The 16,361-nt window shown below is 43.7% G+C and carries 17 protein-coding genes, 1 riboswitch and 1 other annotated feature; of the genes, 9 read left to right on the top strand and 8 right to left on the bottom strand.

What is annotated here, in order from left to right; translation table 11 throughout:
• The first annotated feature begins 2 nt into the window (after window positions 1-2).
• Complete coding sequence (locus IGK14_RS01650) at window positions 3-461, top strand: low molecular weight protein-tyrosine-phosphatase (RefSeq protein ID WP_010748668.1); 459 nt, start codon at window positions 3-5, stop codon at window positions 459-461.
• Window positions 462-569: 108 nt separating this feature from the next.
• On the top strand, window positions 570-923 hold the full coding sequence (locus IGK14_RS01655) for a hypothetical protein (RefSeq protein WP_005227192.1): 354 nt from the start codon (window positions 570-572) through the stop codon (window positions 921-923).
• Window positions 924-986: 63 nt separating this feature from the next.
• On the opposite strand, the gene IGK14_RS01660 is transcribed toward IGK14_RS01655, so the two are convergent.
• The 6 genes from IGK14_RS01660 to IGK14_RS01685 all read right to left on the bottom strand — a co-directional run bounded on the left by IGK14_RS01660 (window position 987) and on the right by IGK14_RS01685 (window position 7,961).
• On the bottom strand, window positions 987-1,346 hold the full coding sequence (locus IGK14_RS01660; protein WP_010748669.1) for an iron chaperone: 360 nt from the start codon (window positions 1,344-1,346) through the stop codon (window positions 987-989).
• Window positions 1,347-1,706: 360 nt separating this feature from the next.
• Window positions 1,707-3,212 carry a helix-turn-helix domain-containing protein gene (locus tag IGK14_RS01665; RefSeq protein WP_005227194.1) on the bottom strand — a complete coding sequence of 502 codons (1,506 nt, stop codon included), beginning with the start codon at window positions 3,210-3,212 and terminating at the stop codon, window positions 1,707-1,709.
• 118 nt (window positions 3,213-3,330) lie between these two features.
• The gene (gene brnQ / locus IGK14_RS01670; RefSeq protein WP_010748670.1) at window positions 3,331-4,683 is read right to left on the bottom strand and encodes a branched-chain amino acid transport system II carrier protein; all 1,353 of its coding nucleotides are present in this window, start codon (window positions 4,681-4,683) and stop codon (window positions 3,331-3,333) included.
• A 203-nt stretch (window positions 4,684-4,886) separates the two neighbouring features.
• Window positions 4,887-5,621, bottom strand: a complete 735-nt coding sequence (locus tag IGK14_RS01675) for an amino acid ABC transporter ATP-binding protein (RefSeq protein WP_005227196.1) — start codon at window positions 5,619-5,621, stop codon at window positions 4,887-4,889.
• Between the two features lie 11 nt (window positions 5,622-5,632).
• The gene (locus IGK14_RS01680) at window positions 5,633-7,222 is read right to left on the bottom strand and encodes an ABC transporter permease subunit (RefSeq protein ID WP_010748671.1); all 1,590 of its coding nucleotides are present in this window, start codon (window positions 7,220-7,222) and stop codon (window positions 5,633-5,635) included.
• Window positions 7,223-7,337: 115 nt separating this feature from the next.
• Window positions 7,338-7,511, bottom strand: a riboswitch (Lysine riboswitch).
• A gap of 147 nt (window positions 7,512-7,658) precedes the next feature.
• Window positions 7,659-7,961: a hypothetical protein gene (locus tag IGK14_RS01685; protein ID WP_005227198.1), complete on the bottom strand. Its 303-nt coding sequence runs from the start codon at window positions 7,959-7,961 to the stop codon at window positions 7,659-7,661.
• Between the two features lie 316 nt (window positions 7,962-8,277).
• On the opposite strand from IGK14_RS01685, the gene IGK14_RS01690 reads away from it, so the two are divergent.
• Entirely contained in the window at window positions 8,278-9,195 is a 918-nt protein-coding gene (locus tag IGK14_RS01690) for an ABC transporter ATP-binding protein (RefSeq protein WP_010748672.1), read from the top strand.
• Window position 9,196: 1 nt separating this feature from the next.
• Window positions 9,197-9,958 (top strand): ABC transporter permease, encoded by a 762-nt coding sequence (locus IGK14_RS01695; protein WP_010748673.1) that lies wholly within the window; start codon window positions 9,197-9,199, stop codon window positions 9,956-9,958.
• A 75-nt stretch (window positions 9,959-10,033) separates the two neighbouring features.
• On the opposite strand, the gene IGK14_RS01700 is transcribed toward IGK14_RS01695, so the two are convergent.
• Together IGK14_RS01700 and IGK14_RS01705 are read right to left on the bottom strand one after the other, a co-directional pair.
• Window positions 10,034-10,939, bottom strand: a complete 906-nt coding sequence (locus tag IGK14_RS01700; RefSeq protein WP_010748674.1) for a sensor histidine kinase — start codon at window positions 10,937-10,939, stop codon at window positions 10,034-10,036.
• Between the two features lie 14 nt (window positions 10,940-10,953).
• Window positions 10,954-11,622, bottom strand: coding sequence for a response regulator transcription factor (locus IGK14_RS01705; RefSeq protein ID WP_010748675.1), 669 nt, complete (start codon window positions 11,620-11,622; stop codon window positions 10,954-10,956).
• A gap of 157 nt (window positions 11,623-11,779) precedes the next feature.
• On the opposite strand from IGK14_RS01705, the gene IGK14_RS01710 reads away from it, so the two are divergent.
• The 5 genes from IGK14_RS01710 (at window position 11,780) to IGK14_RS01730 (ending at window position 16,333) form a co-directional block, all read left to right on the top strand.
• Window positions 11,780-12,472, top strand: coding sequence for an NAD-dependent protein deacylase (locus IGK14_RS01710; protein WP_010748676.1), 693 nt, complete (start codon window positions 11,780-11,782; stop codon window positions 12,470-12,472).
• A gap of 13 nt (window positions 12,473-12,485) precedes the next feature.
• Complete coding sequence (locus tag IGK14_RS01715; RefSeq protein WP_010748677.1) at window positions 12,486-13,334, top strand: chorismate mutase; 849 nt, start codon at window positions 12,486-12,488, stop codon at window positions 13,332-13,334.
• Entirely contained in the window at window positions 13,331-13,855 is a 525-nt protein-coding gene (locus IGK14_RS01720; protein ID WP_005227206.1) for a transcription repressor NadR, read from the top strand. Before IGK14_RS01715 ends, IGK14_RS01720 begins: the two co-directional genes overlap by 4 nt.
• A 121-nt stretch (window positions 13,856-13,976) precedes the next feature.
• Window positions 13,977-14,215 (top strand) — a binding site (T-box leader).
• 360 nt (window positions 14,216-14,575) lie between these two features.
• Window positions 14,576-15,652 carry a methionine ABC transporter ATP-binding protein gene (locus IGK14_RS01725; protein ID WP_010748679.1) on the top strand — a complete coding sequence of 359 codons (1,077 nt, stop codon included), beginning with the start codon at window positions 14,576-14,578 and terminating at the stop codon, window positions 15,650-15,652.
• Window positions 15,653-16,333: a methionine ABC transporter permease gene (locus IGK14_RS01730; protein ID WP_010748680.1), complete on the top strand. Its 681-nt coding sequence runs from the start codon at window positions 15,653-15,655 to the stop codon at window positions 16,331-16,333.
• Window positions 16,334-16,361: the final 28 nt, after the last annotated feature.

The raw sequence follows: 16,361 nt of genomic DNA on the forward strand, positions 1-16,361 counted from the left end.
CGATGACGAAAGTTTTATTTGTTTGTTTAGGTAATATTTGCCGTTCCCCCATGGCAGAAGCTATTTATAAAGCAGAAATAACAAAACGCAAATTGGATTGGCAGATCGATTCGGCAGCGACCAGCTCATGGGAAGTCGGACATTCTGCTCATCCCGGAACCAAAAAAAGATTGCGTCAAGCAGGCTTATCCAGCGAGGGACTCATTTCACGGCAGATCACAGAAGCAGACTTTGCCAAATTTGACTGGATCATCGGTATGGATCAAAGTAATGTTGAAACACTTCAAGCGCTGGCACCTGCCGATACCACCGCAAAGATTCGTTCGTATTTGAGTGTTGTTCCTGGCAAAGAAACCGCGGAAGTACCAGATCCTTATTATACAGGAGATTTCGAAGAGACCTATCAACTGCTACAAGAAGGAATTCCTTTTTGGCTAGAGGTTATTTCTTCTGAAAAATAAGGCGTGTTCGCTTGTATTTTACCAAAAATTTGCTAAAATAGAACCATGTAAATGCGAACGTATGTGTGGTTTTTATAAACTGCTGCAACGCGCAGAAAGGAATGTCCAATGGAAAAGAAACCATCGCCCATCAAACAATTGGGCAAACTCATTGTGATGACATCCACAACGTTGCTGGATACCTTTTTCAGTGATGATGCTGACAAGAAGAATCAGTCTGAAAAAGTCAAAGAAATCCAGCGAACGCTGCAAGAGGCAGCCGCTGCCAAGCACCTGGTCGTGCTGCAAGTAAAAACAGAGAAATTGGGTGGTTTTGAAACCGTTACCGGCTGGATCGTCGGCAAAACGGTAGCAAAAGAACAAGTTGTCTTGAAATTACAAAGCGACCGTCAGCAGCTGCGGATTATTCCCCTGCATCATGTGCTGAAAGTTAGCACCTTGAATACAAAACCTGGCTTGTAGACAAGCCTGTGCATAGCAAAAAAACCGCTGCGTCATTAGACACAGCGGTTTTTTTATTGCTGGTTAAGCGTGCTTGTTTTTGACTTCTGCGAGTCGCCAAGCGGTCATCACAGCGATCAGTTCGTAAGGGATCGGCTGTGCAAAAGGAAACTGAACCGCCCCTTTACTGGTTTTGTAGGGTTGTAGGTCTTCTGTGAAGGCCGTGATCGCAGAAGGCGTGGGATAAAAGCCAAGATGCTGTTTGGCGCAGGCAAAATGCACGATATTTTCTCCCTGATGATAGGTAGGCATTTGATAACTGATTTTTTCAACCGCTTCAGGTAAAACGGCTTTGATGGTTTGACGGACCTTTCTTAAAATCGCTTGTCGTTCTGCTGGAGCTGTTGCAATGTATTGGTCAACTGTCGTAATGGCTTTTGTCATAGGACACCTCCTGCCTTTAGTATACGGCAAACCCCGTAAGAAAAAAAGGAGCCTGTCAGTGGGTAGCTGACAGGCAAGGAGTAAAAATGAAAAGTGTTAGTTAGGGTTGTTTGTTGGGTTATGTATACTATACTGTTCAAATATGAATTTTTTGTGGAGAAAAGATTGGAAAGTGTTTAAGTTTGCTGGCTGCGAAAAGAAGCAAAAAAAGACCCGTCGGTGGGTGGCCGACGGGAAGGAGTTAAAAATGAAAAAGTGTTAGTTAGGGTTGTTTGTTGGTATACATAGAGTATACGAGATAAATATGAATATTTTGTGACAAATCTTTTCGGAAGTTCTTAAGAAACCGTAACGGTTTGATTACAGAGAAAGGTTCTTTTCATCAAAACGGTTTTTCAAGGTACGATACAAATCAATGTATTGCCGATCATCTGCCGCATAATCCCAAATATAACTCATTTTTTCTGGTTTGAGTTTTTTCATCAACTGATTGGAACTAACGATGACATCATAGTTTTCTTGCTGGTTTAGATCATAAGGTTCTGCTGCTACGAAGGTCAAGTCATGTAAGAATTGATTCAATCCTTGAACGACTAAGAAATTGTCTTCTAACGCAACCCCTACCCGTAAACGATTCGAATAACGGATTTGATCATAAAACGGTAGCAGGGCGTGGGTATACATCGTTGCCATCTGCTCTTGGTTTTCATCGTTGATATAGTCCACCGCGGATTCTTCACGATAACTCGTTAAGAATTCATCGATTTTTTGCTGCAGCTGCTCTTCAGCAGACCCGCGATTGATCGATGGCGTCAGCAAGCGATAGATATTTGGAAACGGCTGACGGAAAACGTAGTTGCCGAAAGTCACATTGATTAAATTACCCACGACCAATGGCTCATCTAACAGGCCAGGTTGTGAAGCAAAGAAGGTTGCTTTCATCTCTGCTAACAAGTCTGCGACTAATGGATAAACTGGGTTTTGTTTGCTTGAAAAGAATTGCAAGGTTTGTTGCAACGCTTCTTCTTCAGGACTCAAATAGAATGGGAAGATTTGCGCCATCAAGTAAATAAACCCTGATTCGCCTTTTAATTGTTTGTCTGTCATTGAAACTTCAGGATCAACGACTTGTGTCAAACGCTCAAAATCGAAATATGGATTATTTTTCATTAGGAAATTGTACCGCTTGTCGTATTTGGCAAAATTTCCTTTTTTGATTCGTAAAAGAATCAAGGCGGCGAAATACTTCAACTCTAATCGGCCAAGATAAGAATGAGTCATTGGGAAGTACTCCGTGAATCGATCCACCATTTTTTCTGTCTCACTCTCAGCGATCGCAAATGGCCATTCTATTCCACGAGTACCTAACCAAATGATATTGAATAGGGAGAGCCGCACAAGACGCTCATCGCCCACCAAGTTTGATTCAGTGTACGTAAAGCGAAGCTGAAATTGCTTCAAATGTTTTTTTAGATGTTCAAATTTGCGAGACACCGTTGAACGACTGACATCGTATTTTGCACAAAAATCCGTGATCGTAGGATGGTCTTCATTCAGCATGTAAAGAACATATAAGAACGGAACGCTTTTATTCAATAAATAGAAGCGGTATTCATCGATCGTTACCGCGATATTCTGAGGCTGTAATTTACCGCCACGACCGAGTATCGACATATGATCCGGAGTTAACTCAGTTAGATCTTGGTCGATCTCAGTCAACTCTATAAAAGCTTGTTGGTAGCTTAACTCCATTTCCTTTGCCAATTGTGCGATTGGGTGGCTAGGGTTTTGCAGAGTCAGCATACGCCGGAATATTTTAAATTTAATTAATGTTTGCGGGTCCATCATAAGTTCTTCATAAAACATAGGTATCCTCCTTTGTGGCTCTATTGTATCTTTTTTTTACGAAACTGTCAGTCTTTTTAATCAAAAAAATAGCCTACCCTTTAAAAAAAGGTAGGTTATTTTCATCTTTTTAACTAATTTAGGCTGAAACAGGGTCTTTTTTGAACCACGACCATAGCAAACCGATCAAAAATCCGATCGCAGCCGGTACGACCCACCCCATCCCGATTTGGAAGAAGGGCAGATAATCTGACGCAAAAGACAAGATTCCTTGCACGAAAGCGTTGTTGGTAATCAGTGCGGGACTTGCATTTAAGCCGTCGATGATTGCAGCGATCAATGTGAAGTATGTCGTCATTCGGTAGACACTGGCACGATGATGAAACAAGGGACTGATGATCGCCAACAAAATCAACGTGATCGCCAGTGGATAGATAAACATCAAGACTGGAATAGAAAACTCGATGATATTGGTCAAGCCGACATTGGCGAAGATCGCTGGCAAGATACTTGTCAAAGCGATAAAGAACCCGTAGCTTTGCTTGGGAAACAATCCAGCAAAGGTTTCGGAAAAAGCCGTGATCAAACCAATGGCAGTTTTTAAACAAGCGGAGATAACGATCAAAGCCAACAGCAGACTGCCGACAGTGCCAAGGTAATGGTTGGCGATTTGTGCTAAAGCGATCCCCCCGTTTTCGCTGATAGGAAATTGCCCTAGACTTTTGGTTCCCATATAAGAAAGTAAGGTATAGATGATCCCCATCAACACGATACTGACAGAACCAGAAAGGATCGTGTCTTTTGCGACCGTCGTAGGTTTTTCAACCCCCATATTGCGAATCGTCGAGACGATGATGATCCCGAAGGCTAAAGATGCCAGCGCATCAAGGGTATTGTAACCGTTGGTGAAACCAGTAAAGAAAGCATCGCTTTGATAGCTAGGATAGATCGGCGCATCGCTGATGGTTCCTAGAGGTTGCCAAAAAGCAAAAAACAGCAAAACGCCTAGTAAGACCAGAAATAATGGATTCAAAAATTTCCCTACATAATCTAAGATTTTGCTTGGTTTACGAGAAAACCACCAGGCAGCGCCAAAGAAGAGGGCAGAAAACAACGCCAATAACCAAGTTTGCATGTCAGATGAAACATGGGGAGCGATCCCGATCTCATAAGAAGTGGTAGCCAAACGGGGCAAAGCAAAGAACGGCCCGATCACTAAATAAAGCAAAATCGTAAAAATAAGTGCGTAGCGTCGATTGATTCGAGAAGCTAATTCAAAAACACCGCTGCTCTGGGAAACCCCAATGGCGATCACCCCTAAAAACGGTAAGCCGATCCCTGTTACTAAAAAGCCAAGATTGGCCAAGCCGACATTCGCACCGGCTTCTTGTCCCATGTGGACTGGGAAAATCAGATTTCCCGCACCAAAGAAAAGACCAAAAAGCATTGATCCAACATACATATAATCCTTAAACTGTAACTTTTTTTCCATAAATGAAAGCTCCTATAATTCCTTAGTTTTAAAAAAAATAACAAAGTTTCTAACAAATAGCAATGGTTTTTTGTGATTTTTTGATAAATTCTGACAATTGTCGTTTAGAGAATAAAAAACACTTAGCATTAAATTCTTCCAAGCGTACTGAAAAAGGACGAAAAAGCTCGGAAGAAGACCGCTAAGTGTTTCAAGACAGAAAATTAATTCAACACACGGGAAAGGAATTCTTTGGTGCGCTGTTCTTTTGGATGAATAAAGATATCTTCAGGTGTCCCTTGTTCGGCAATGACACCTTGATCCATAAAGATGACACGATCAGATACTTCTTTGGCAAAGCCCATTTCGTGGGTAACGATCACCATCGTCAAACCAGTATGAGCTAACGTATTCATGGTCTTCAACACTTCACCGACCATTTCTGGATCCAGCGCAGAAGTCGGTTCATCAAACAACATGACATCTGGATTCATCGATAAGGCGCGGGCAATGGCTACCCGTTGTTTTTGTCCGCCTGAAAGCTGGGAAGGCTTGGCGTTGGCATATTGAGCCATACCGACTTGCTCCAGATTTTCTTTGGCAGTCGCTTCTGCTTCTTTGCGATCACGTTTCAAAACAGTGACTTGTCCCGTCACGCAGTTTTCTAATACATTCATATTGTTGAATAGGTTAAAGGATTGGAAAACCATTCCTAGATGTGTACGGTATTTCGGCAAGTCATAGCCTTTTTCCAGCACATTTTCACCTAAGTAGATGATTTGCCCACTGGTTGGTTTTTCTAACAAGTTGATGCAGCGAAGAAGTGTGGATTTTCCTGAACCAGAAGAACCGATGATCGTGACAACTTCTCCTTTATTAACAGACAAACTGATATCTTTTAAGACTTCGTTGTCGCCAAAACTCTTTTTTAAATGGTCAATTTCAATGATTGCTGACATGTTCTTCCTCCTTATTCGTTCGGGTTGATGTCTTCTAATTTGACATACGCACTGGGACCGTCCATTTTGCGTTCAACAAAGCGCAAGATCTGGGTGGCGCTGATGGTCAAGACTAAGTAGATCACACCGATGATCGCAAATGTTTGGAAGTATTGGAAGTTCGTTCCAGCGGCTGATGTACCTTGGAAGAAGAGGTCCGCAACACTGATGACACTTAAGACGGCAGTATCTTTGATATTGATAATGATCTCATTTCCGGTAGCTGGTAAAATATTGCGCATTACTTGCGGCAACACAACTTTGATCATGGTTTGCCAATGGGTCATTCCGATGGCTTGAGCTGCTTCAAATTGGCCGTCATCTACAGCAAAAATCCCCCCACGAACGATTTCAGACATGTAGGCACCCGTATTGATAGAAACGATCAGCACAGCTGCCAGCGTGCGATTCATGGAGACACCAAAAGCTAGAGCCGTTCCGTAGAAAATAACCATTGCCTGAACCATCATTGGGGTACCGCGGAAAACTTCGATATAGATGGTCAGCAGGCCATTGACGATTCGTTGGAAGAAACGTCCTACTGGATTTTCTGAAAGCGGCAGTGTCCGGAAGATACCGACTAAAAGACCGATGATCAATCCGATGATCGTTGAAAGGATCGCGATGAATAAGGTCAAGCCAGCGCCTCGTAAAAAGAGCATGCCGTAATCATCAATGATTTTTTTGAAATCAGCGATCAGACCTTGATCCGCCGTTTCTCCGCTGGCATCTGCAGGCTGATCTAAGACTGCTTGATCCATCAGGGAAACCCGTTCTTCTTCAGAGATTCCTGCAAGGATCTCATTGACTTTTTCAACATCGGGATCGCCTTTGCGCATCCCGACTGCTACTTGGACGTCTTCTGGATTGGTTTCAAAACCTGCTCCTTCATCGAACTCGACCATCTTCAAATCAGGATTTGCTCCGACGGCAGTGACGCCTTCTGGTCGTTCACTGACGTAGCCGTCAATGATGCCCGAAGCTAAAGCAACGCGCATGGAGGAGAAGTCCCGCATGGCTTGTTCTTTTTGGACCTCAGGGATTTGATCAATGACCGTATAATGGAAGGTATTCAGCTGAGCAGTGATTTTTGCCCCCGAAAGATCGGCGAGGCTTCTGGCATCGGCGAATGCTCCATCTTTACGTACTACGACCACCAAGTCGGATTCATAGTAAGGATCGGTAAAATCAATTTGCTCGCGGCGTTCGGCCGTTGGTGACATACCAGCGATGACGGCATCGATAGTCCCCGCCTGTAAAGCTGGCGGCAGACCGTCCCATTGGGTTTTAACGATCACTAATTCCTTGCCTAAACCTTCAGCGATTCGTTTGGCGATCTGGACATCGTAACCGCCGGCAAACGCCGAGCCTTCTTCCCCAGAAATCGGCACGGCACCATTGGCGTCCGTCGTTTGCGTCCAGTTGAAGGGGGCATAGCCTGCCTCCATACCGACACGGAATTGTTCCGCAGGCGTTTGGTCATCCGCTTGCACGGTTAGGGGCAGCTGAATGAGGGTTAGACAGAGGGCGAAGACCGCCCAGATCCAATTATTTTTTTTCATTTTATCTCTTTCCTTTCACGAGTTGGACAAGCAGGTAAGGATGAAAAAGCAAAAAAACAGCCGTACTCCATGATTGGAAAACGGCTGTTGACAGGTCATCGTCGACAAACCTTTCACAAAACATAGCGCAACTTAGACAAGCTAAGACAGTCCACAAATTGTTCATTTGCGGCCCAACAAAATCGATGCAAGCAAAACCGATCTTGTTTCGGCGATGTTCCCTAGCTCTGCTGTAAACGTGTTGCTTCACTCAGCAGGATTAATGAACCTCGCGACCTCTACCTAAATGTTAAAGGGTACTCGTATTTAATTTGATTCTTCTCAGAGTTTAGAAGAAAAGCACCCAAATGTCAATTCTTTTTAACAAAAAAACGACCATTTCCCTATTTTTATCAAAGAGAAAGCGGATCGTTTTTACGAGTGTCTATTGGAACCCTTAAGCGACTTTCGCTTTTGGTTCACGGCCTAAAACAGCTTGGATGACTGTCAAGCCAAGCAATAAGCCAAGTGCTAGATAGATGAGGCTTGAGTATTGTGTAACGCCCCAATCTTGTCCTAAGGTACGGTAAACCACAAGGACGATGGCTTGAATGATTGCTGTGATGACATTTAAAAAGCCAAATGCCCATAAATTGCCATTTTCTTTACGTGCTAAATAGAAGATAGAGAAATATAAGCTGACTGCCAACCAACCGAAACTGATAATGATCATTGCCCAATAAATAATAGCTGCTACCAATGTATTTCACCTCACTTTGATTCGTGACTAGTTTACCACGTTTTTTGTTCCTTGTCATGAAGGAATCTCTTTCTTTGTGAGGCAAAAAACAAAGCGCAAAAGCAGTAATGAAAAGATCGTCTGCTACATTTGCTATTGGTGGGTTTGCTGAAAAAGGGACGATTTTTCTCACTGGGGTTATTTTCAGCTGTGTATAATAGAAATAAGTTGTTTTTTGCAAAAAAATACGAGTTAAGAATCAATTAATAATTAGTTAATAGCTGATTTAGATCTGCTTGCTAGAATGATCACAGAAGCAAGCAAGGAGGAAGTAGAAATGGAAAATGTTCTTAAAATCAAAGGATTAAACAAGCGTTACGGCAAACAGCTGGCGCTGCATGATGTCGATCTAACGATCGCCAAAGGAGATATTTATGGATTGGTAGGGAGAAATGGTGCTGGGAAGACGACCTTACTAAAAGCGATCGTGCAGTTGATCCAACCCACCAGTGGCAGTCTGCAGTTGTTTGGTGTTGAAGGCGGCAAAGCCTACATCCAGATGCTGAAACGGGTCGGTAATGTGATTGAGACCCCAGTCGCTTACGACCAATTGACGGCTGAACAAAATTTGAACTATTATTGCAAAATCAGCGGGGTGGTGGAACCTGATGCCGTTAGTAAGGCACTGGCATTTGTTGGTTTGACCAATGTCGGCAACAAGAAATACCGTGATTTTTCTTTAGGGATGAAACAAAAACTGGGCTTAGCGATTGCTTTGTTGAATCAGCCAGATTTTCTAATTTTAGATGAACCGATCAATGGCTTGGATCCTGTCGCGATCGTTGAATTTCGAGAGTTGCTTTTACGATTGAATCAAGAACGCGGCATGACGATTTTGATCTCCAGCCATATTTTAGAAGAGTTGTACTTAGTGGCTACACGCTTTGGAGTCATTAGTGAGGGGCGTCTGATCAAAGAGATGACCAAACACGAATTCGATCTGATGGCGAAACGGTTTATTCAATTAGAAGTCGATGATGTAGCCACAGCTAGCCGCTTACTGGACAGTCAACTGATTTCTGAATATAAAGTTGTCAGTGACCACAAGATCCACATCTACCAAGAAAATGTATTGATTCGTGATCTAATCCGTCAATTGGTTTATGAAGGGATCGCTATCGACCAGATTTCTTTTGAAGGGGAAAACCTAGAGTCGTATTTCAAAGAGTTAGTGACAAGTGAAGGGGGAAATTAAGATGTTGAATTTTATTCGGGCAGATTTGTATCGTTTATCTAAAAGTAAAAGTTTTTGGATCACAGAAGGAATTATTTTATTGTTGGTGATTTTAGCGGTTGTTTCAAATGGCGACGTGGGAGTCACCCTGGGAGATAGTACGCAAACCACAGGCAGCCTTGCCGAAATGACGGGTTTTCTTGCGATCCAGACCAGCCTGTCTTCCATGTTATTGTATTATTCACTGCCGTTAGTGATGCAAGTTTTAGGGAGTGAGTACACGAAAGGGACGATGAAGAATATCATTACCGTCGGTGTTTCTAAACCCGCCTATCTCTTTGGAAAATTCTTGGTGTATGCGTTGGTACTTGTCTTGCAAATTTTGGCTATTTGCTTAGTGAGCTTTGTTGCGGGAACGATCATTGGCGGTACCGGCTTTGAAGACATCTCTCAGCTAGAAAACTTAGTGTATTATTTCGCTGGCTTTGTATTGATCTTACTGGCTACCTCATCCTTTGCTTTGTTGGTGTTGTATTTGACCAAAAATACAGCAGTCAGCGTGTTGGCGACGATCTTTATTCCGATGGGCTTTGCGATTGCACGTTTTTCTTTGCCAACCTGGAAATTCTTAGAATACTTGGATTTCCAAGGCGGATTAGAGATGGTGACTATGACCACTTTCAAAACGTGGGAAATGGTTCAACCAATTTTTGTTGGGAGTCTGATTAGTTTGTTGCTTTGTCTTTTGGCTGCACATCTGGTGTTTAAGAGACAAGAATTATAAAGAAAAGAAAAACGTCCAACAGGACCGACCGCAAAAGGTCAGACTGTTGGGCGTTTTTGTCCGTGTAGCCAGTGTTTAATGGGACTTAGCAGACTGCTGCCAAGCCAAAGTCAAACGAAACGTCTCTTCGGTTGTATCCAATTGAATCTTGCCCTCTAATGCATGAGTCAATGCCGCGATGATATACAGACCAAGTCCAGCTTGCTGTTTGTGCCGTGAAAGGTCTTCCGTATAAAAGCGGTGAGTCAATTTTTCTGGGTGCTGAATCGGTGTCCTCAGCTGATTCTCCTGTTGGAAAACGATGCGATCTCCTTGTTGTTTCAAGCGGATCGTTCCCGTTTCATTGCCATGTTCCAGCAGATTACCAAGGACATTTTGAAAAATACGCTGCCAACTTTTTTTATCTGAAATGATCATGATATTGGGTTGGATCGCAACCGTCAGTGATAAATGGTTTTCCTCAAAAGAAGGATAGAGCTGGAGCAGTTCCTCCTCCAGCAAACGAGAAAGATCGAATTCTTCTAAGGTCAAAGCCAGTTGATTGTCTTTGAGGCGCTGATAGGTCAATAACTGCTCCAGATGATTTTCGACTTTTTCTAGGTTACTGCTGACTTTTTCCAACAACTGCAGCTGTTGGTTGTCGAGGGTCGTATCGGCTTGCAGCAGTTGTGTGTAGCCGCTGGCGACCGTTAAAGGTGTGCGCAAGTCGTGAGAGATATTTTGAATGGCTTGTTCCAATTGCTGGTTTTCTTGCAGCATTTGATAGTGTTGCTGCTTATTTTTTCTAAGTATCTGATTGTTTAACAAGGCGATCGCTTTTAAAGCGGGCACTCGGGTCTGCAAATGGATCTCTTGATTTGTTTCGATTTCGCTGATTCTTGCTAATTGTTGGTGGTACTTTTTCAGATCATACAGTAAAAATAGCCAGTAACCGATCAATAAAGCAACGATCAAGGCAGCGAAAAACTGAAGTATATGCATGGGGTTCCTCCTTTTTAAGCTAACTTGATGCCGATGCCCCAGACAGTATCGATATACGCTTCCTCTGGATCGAGTGTTTTGATTTTGCTGCGTAAATGGCTGATATGGACATTGATCGTGTTTTCTTCACCGTAATAGGGTTCTTGCCAAACAGCTTCATAGAGCATTTCTTTCGTATAAACTTTTTTGGGGTTGGCTAAGAGCAGGGAAAAAATCTCAAACTCCTTTTTCTTCAACTGAACCGTTGCTTCTCCTCGTTGCAGCTGAAACGAGTCAGGCAACAGTTGAATGTTTTTATACGAGAGGCTGCTGGCAACAGGAGGGGCTTGTTTATTTGTGCGCAACTGAACAATGATACAGGCTTTTAATTCTTCGACATTGAAGGGTTTCGTTAAGTAATCATTGGCACCCGCCAGCAAAAGGGTGGAAACATCGGCTGGTTCATCTAAGGCAGTCAAGATAATGACGGGGACCGTGGAGGTTTGGCGAATCTCTTGCAAGACTTGTGTCCCATCTTTACCAGGGAGCATTCGATCTAGCAAAATCAAGTCGAAAGCATCTTGCTGAAAAAGTAGCAGACCTTCCGTGCCTGAATAGGCTTGCTGGACAGTATAGTCAGCTGCTAAAATAGTAGCCAACATTTCGCTGATCTCATTGTTGTCTTCGATAATCAAAATTTTCATTTGGTTTTCCCATTCTCCTTGCATTTGTTGCATCTATTATAAGCAATTCCGCACGAAAAAGCATTAGTTGCTTTTAAAAAAGAAAATGGCTGATTTTTCGCAAAAACGGTTCTTTTTCGGTTAGAATAAGAGAAAAGCCATAAAGGAAGTTAGAACGATGAAGGTATCTATTGAGCAAGCAATCGCAGCGGTCACCGCCGCATCATCCGTGACCTTTTTGACGGGGGCTGGTGTTTCGACCCCATCGGGCATTCCTGATTACCGTTCCTTAAAAGGGGTCTATCAAGGAGTGGCACAGCCAGAGTATTTGTTAAGCCATGACTGTTTAGAAAACGAACCGGAAACATTTTATCAGTTCGTCAAGCACCTCTACCATCCTCAAGCACAGCCTAATATCATTCATCAAAAAATGGCTGAGCTGCAAGCGAAGAAAACCGTCTGGGTCGTTTCGCAAAACATCGATGGCTTGCATGAAAAAGCAGGCAGTCACCAAAGAATCGATTTTCACGGCTCTTTGTACAACTGTTATTGCCGAAAATGCGGCAATCAGGTACCTTGGCAAGCGTATTTGCAAGATTGGCACCATGCAGGGTGCAGCGGTCAGATTCGGCCAGCGATCGTGCTTTACGGGGAAGGATTTACTGATGAAACCATTGAAGGAGCCATTCAAGCCGTTGCTCAAGCCGACCTGACGGTGGTCGTGGGGACTTCGCTGCAAGTCTATCCTTTTGCAGGGTTAGTCGATTACAGCCAGCAGGTGTTGGTCATCAATAAGGAACCATTGGCGATCCCGAATGAATATGGCATGTTGACCGCAGCAGCCGAAACGTTTTTCCAGAAAATTGAATGAAGGAGTTTATGATATGACACAACGTACCGAAAAAGAGAAAATGATTGCTGGCGAATTGTACTTTTCCCCAGATCCAGAATTGGTGGCAGATCGAAAATATGCCCGTGAACAAATGAACCTGATCAACCAAGAAACTGATACAAAAATCAAAGAGCAGTTACTAAAAGAAACTTTCGGCTCTGTGACTGGTCGAATCTATATCGAACCGAATGTCCGCTTTGATTATGGCTACAATATTTCTGTCGGCAAAAACTTCTATGCTAACTACGACTGTGTGCTATTAGATGTTTGCCCGATTACCTTTGGCGACAATTGTATGCTGGCACCCAATGTTCGGTTGTTTACGGCGACTCATCCATTACATCCGGTCAAACGAAATAGCGGCTTAGAATTAGGGGCACCGATCGTGATTGGCGACAACGCATGGATCGGTGGTGCGGCCACGATTTTGCCAGGGGTCCGCTTAGGCAACAATGTCGTGGTAGGCGCTGGCAGTGTCGTTACCAAATCATTCCCAGACAATGTTGTGTTGGCGGGAAATCCAGCACGGGTCATCAAGACGATCGATTTAGAAGAAGAAAACAACCAGCAAGATCCCTTGGCTGTTCAGCGGGCAGCGATCGATGACATTGATTGGCAAATCACGCATCTTTTGGAAAAACGTATGAGCACGGTCAACGAAATCGTACAATTGAAGAAAAGCAGTCAATTGCCAGTATTAGATGAAAATCGTGAAGAGAAAGTGCTGGAAAACATTCGGCAGGCGATTTCTAATCAAGCCTATGAAGAAACGATTTTGGCTATGTTTCAATCAATTATGAACCACTCAAAAACCTATCAAGTGAATCAATTGGAGGAATGAGTATGGATGGAGGAACACGTCGAGAAAACATTTTAGCGGCATTGAAGCAAGCGGACAAAGCGATCAGTGCCAGCAAACTGGCAGAATCCCTCGGAGTCAGCCGTCAAATCATCGTTGGGGACATTGCCTTATTGCGAGCAGCTGGTGAAGCGATTGTGGCTACGGCTCGCGGCTATCGTCTGCAAGCGCTGTTGGATGAGGCAGGGCATGTAAGTAAGCTCGCGGTGCAGCATCGACCTGAACAAACGGAAGAAGAATTGCGCATCTTTGTCGCTTGTGGTGTGGAAGTGGTCGATGTCATCGTTGAGCATGAGATCTATGGAGAGATCACTGGCAATTTGCAGATTCAAACAGACCAAGACGTGACTGATTTCATCAACAAAACCAAACATGCAGAAGCCCGCTTGCTCTCAGATTTAACCAATGGGGTACACTTGCATACGTTGCGCTACACCGATCCTGCGGCTCTGGAAAAAGCCAAACAACAGTTAGCAGAAAAAGGCATGCTCTATCAAAATTGAGGCGTAAACCATTCTGGCAAGGACGCTTTGCGGAAGTCTTGGCAAATCCTCAGATGAAAAAATTGTGATTTTTTGTTGACAAGGTGTTCATTTTCCAGTAAAGTACTCTTCAACAAGAATAATGAATCTGTTGAGAAGGAAAGTAACCGCGGATACTTCAAAGAGAGACTCTGGTTGGTGGAAAGAGTCAAGTCAGAAGCGATGAAAAATGGCCTTGGAGGATTGATTGTCGATAAGTAGGCAATCACGGATGCGCACTATCGTTACAAAGTGCACCAATCTCTAGCACGACTAGACGTTGGGTTGAGGGAAGGGAAACCTTCTAAACAAAAGGTGGTAACACGAGTATTCGTCCTTTTACTAGCAAACGCTGGTAAAAGGACTTTTTTTATACCCAAAATCAAATAGCACCACACACGAAGAATTGGTAAGTACAAAAGCACGTTTTTTCAACAGAGAGCTTCGGTAGCTGAAAAGAAGCATCAAACGACTTTTAGAAAATGGCCAAGGAGTGATTCGTTCCGAGCAGTAGTTTGCAAGGCGACGACGGTAGCGACCGTTATCTGGCTAGAGTATGATCGTACTCGAAAAGGAGCTGTATGTGAGTGCAGCTTAAACTGAGGTGGTAACACGCAAAAAGGCGTCCTCAAACAAGTCACAGGTGACTTGTTTGAGGATGCCTTTTTTTTATTGAAAAAGACAAGAACTAGGGGGAAGACGATGATTTCATTAAAAGACATATCAGTAACATTCAATCAACCAAAGAAACCCGCGATCCAAGCGGTCAAAAACGTATCGATCGAGATCGACAAAGGGGACGTTTACGGCATCGTGGGCTACTCAGGCGCCGGGAAAAGTACACTCGTCCGTGTGATCAACTTATTGCAGCGCCCAAGTAGCGGCAGCGTCGTCGTCAATGGTACCGAGCTGACCACGCTTTCTGCGAAAGCCCTGCGAGAAAAACGGAAAACGATCGGAATGATCTTTCAGCACTTCAACTTGATGGACAGCCGCAATGTTTTTGATAACGTGGATTTCTCCTTAAAATATGGGGGACGGTCCAAACAGGAACGTCATCAAAAAGTAACCGAGCTGTTAGCATTGGTGGGATTGGAAGAAAAAGCCCAAGCGTTTCCTAGCCAACTATCTGGAGGACAAAAACAGCGGGTCGCGATTGCCAGAGCGTTAGCGAATGATCCAGAGATCTTGCTTTGTGATGAAGCAACCAGCGCCCTTGATCCGAAAACGACCTTACAGATATTGGCTTTGTTGAAAAAATTAAATCGAACCCTCGGCTTGACTATCGTGATCATTACTCATGAGATGCAAGTCGTCAAAGAAATCTGCAACAAAGTGGCAGTGATGGAAGACGGCGAAGTCATCGAGCAAGGTTCAAGCGTTCAGATTTTCAGTCAACCAGAAAAACCATTGACCAAAGATTTCATCCGAACGGCGACGCACATCGACCAGGCCTTAGAAACGATCCTTGGCAGTTCGAAGTTTTCTTCCTTGGCACCAAATGAATGGCTGGTGGAGCTGTCCTACGTTGGCGATCAAACCAATGAACCACTGATCGCCCAATTGTACAGCCGCTACAAAGTGACCACCAATATTCTTTACGGCAACGTGGAGATCTTGCAAGAAGTGCCGATCGGCAGCTTAGTCGTTAGCTTATCTGGCGAATACCATCAGCGTAAACATGCCTTAGAATACTTGAAGGCTCAAGGAGTTTACACCAATATTTTAAAAGAAAATCATGCAGAACCATTAAACAATGTGATTAAAGGAGGATTTTAGATGGCTGCCTTATTAGAAAGATATTTTCCCAATGTTGTTGCGATCCAAGATGAATTTGTGACAGCAACGATCCAAACCTTGTATATGGTTTTTTGGACCTCTTTGATTGCGGGCATCTTAGGTATCTTGTTAGGGATCGTCTTGGTAGTAACTCGACCGAATGGGATTTTAGAAAATCGACCGCTCTTTGAATTTCTCGATAAAGTCATCAATGTGGTCCGCTCGATCCCCTTTATTATCTTATTGACGTTACTAGGAACCTTTACCCGATTCCTTGTTGGAACGACCATCGGCGAAACAGCAGCATTGGTTCCTCTGATTGCTGGGATCATCCCCTTCTTTGCTCGGCAGATCGAGATCGCCTTGCTAGAAGTTGACCCCGGTGTCGTAGAAGCAGCTGAAGCGATGGGCACCAGTCCTTTCGGTATCATTTTTCGGGTCTATTTACCAGAAGGCGTGGCGGGAATCATTCGGGTCTCTGCATTGACTGTGATCAATGTGATCGGATTGACCGCCATGGCAGGAGCTGTTGGCGCTGGTGGTTTAGGCAACTTAGCCATCACCCGCGGGTACAACCGATTCCAGACCGATGTCACGATCATGGCGACCTTGATCATCTTGGTATTCGTTTTTATCAGTCAATTTGTCAGCAACCTACTCATTAAACGAGTATCACACTGACCACTACTTACGTACAAATAAAAAAACA

The sequence above is a fragment of the Enterococcus sp. DIV0970a genome (assembly GCF_051711265.1).
Lineage (GTDB): Bacteria > Bacillota > Bacilli > Lactobacillales > Enterococcaceae > Enterococcus_D > Enterococcus_D casseliflavus.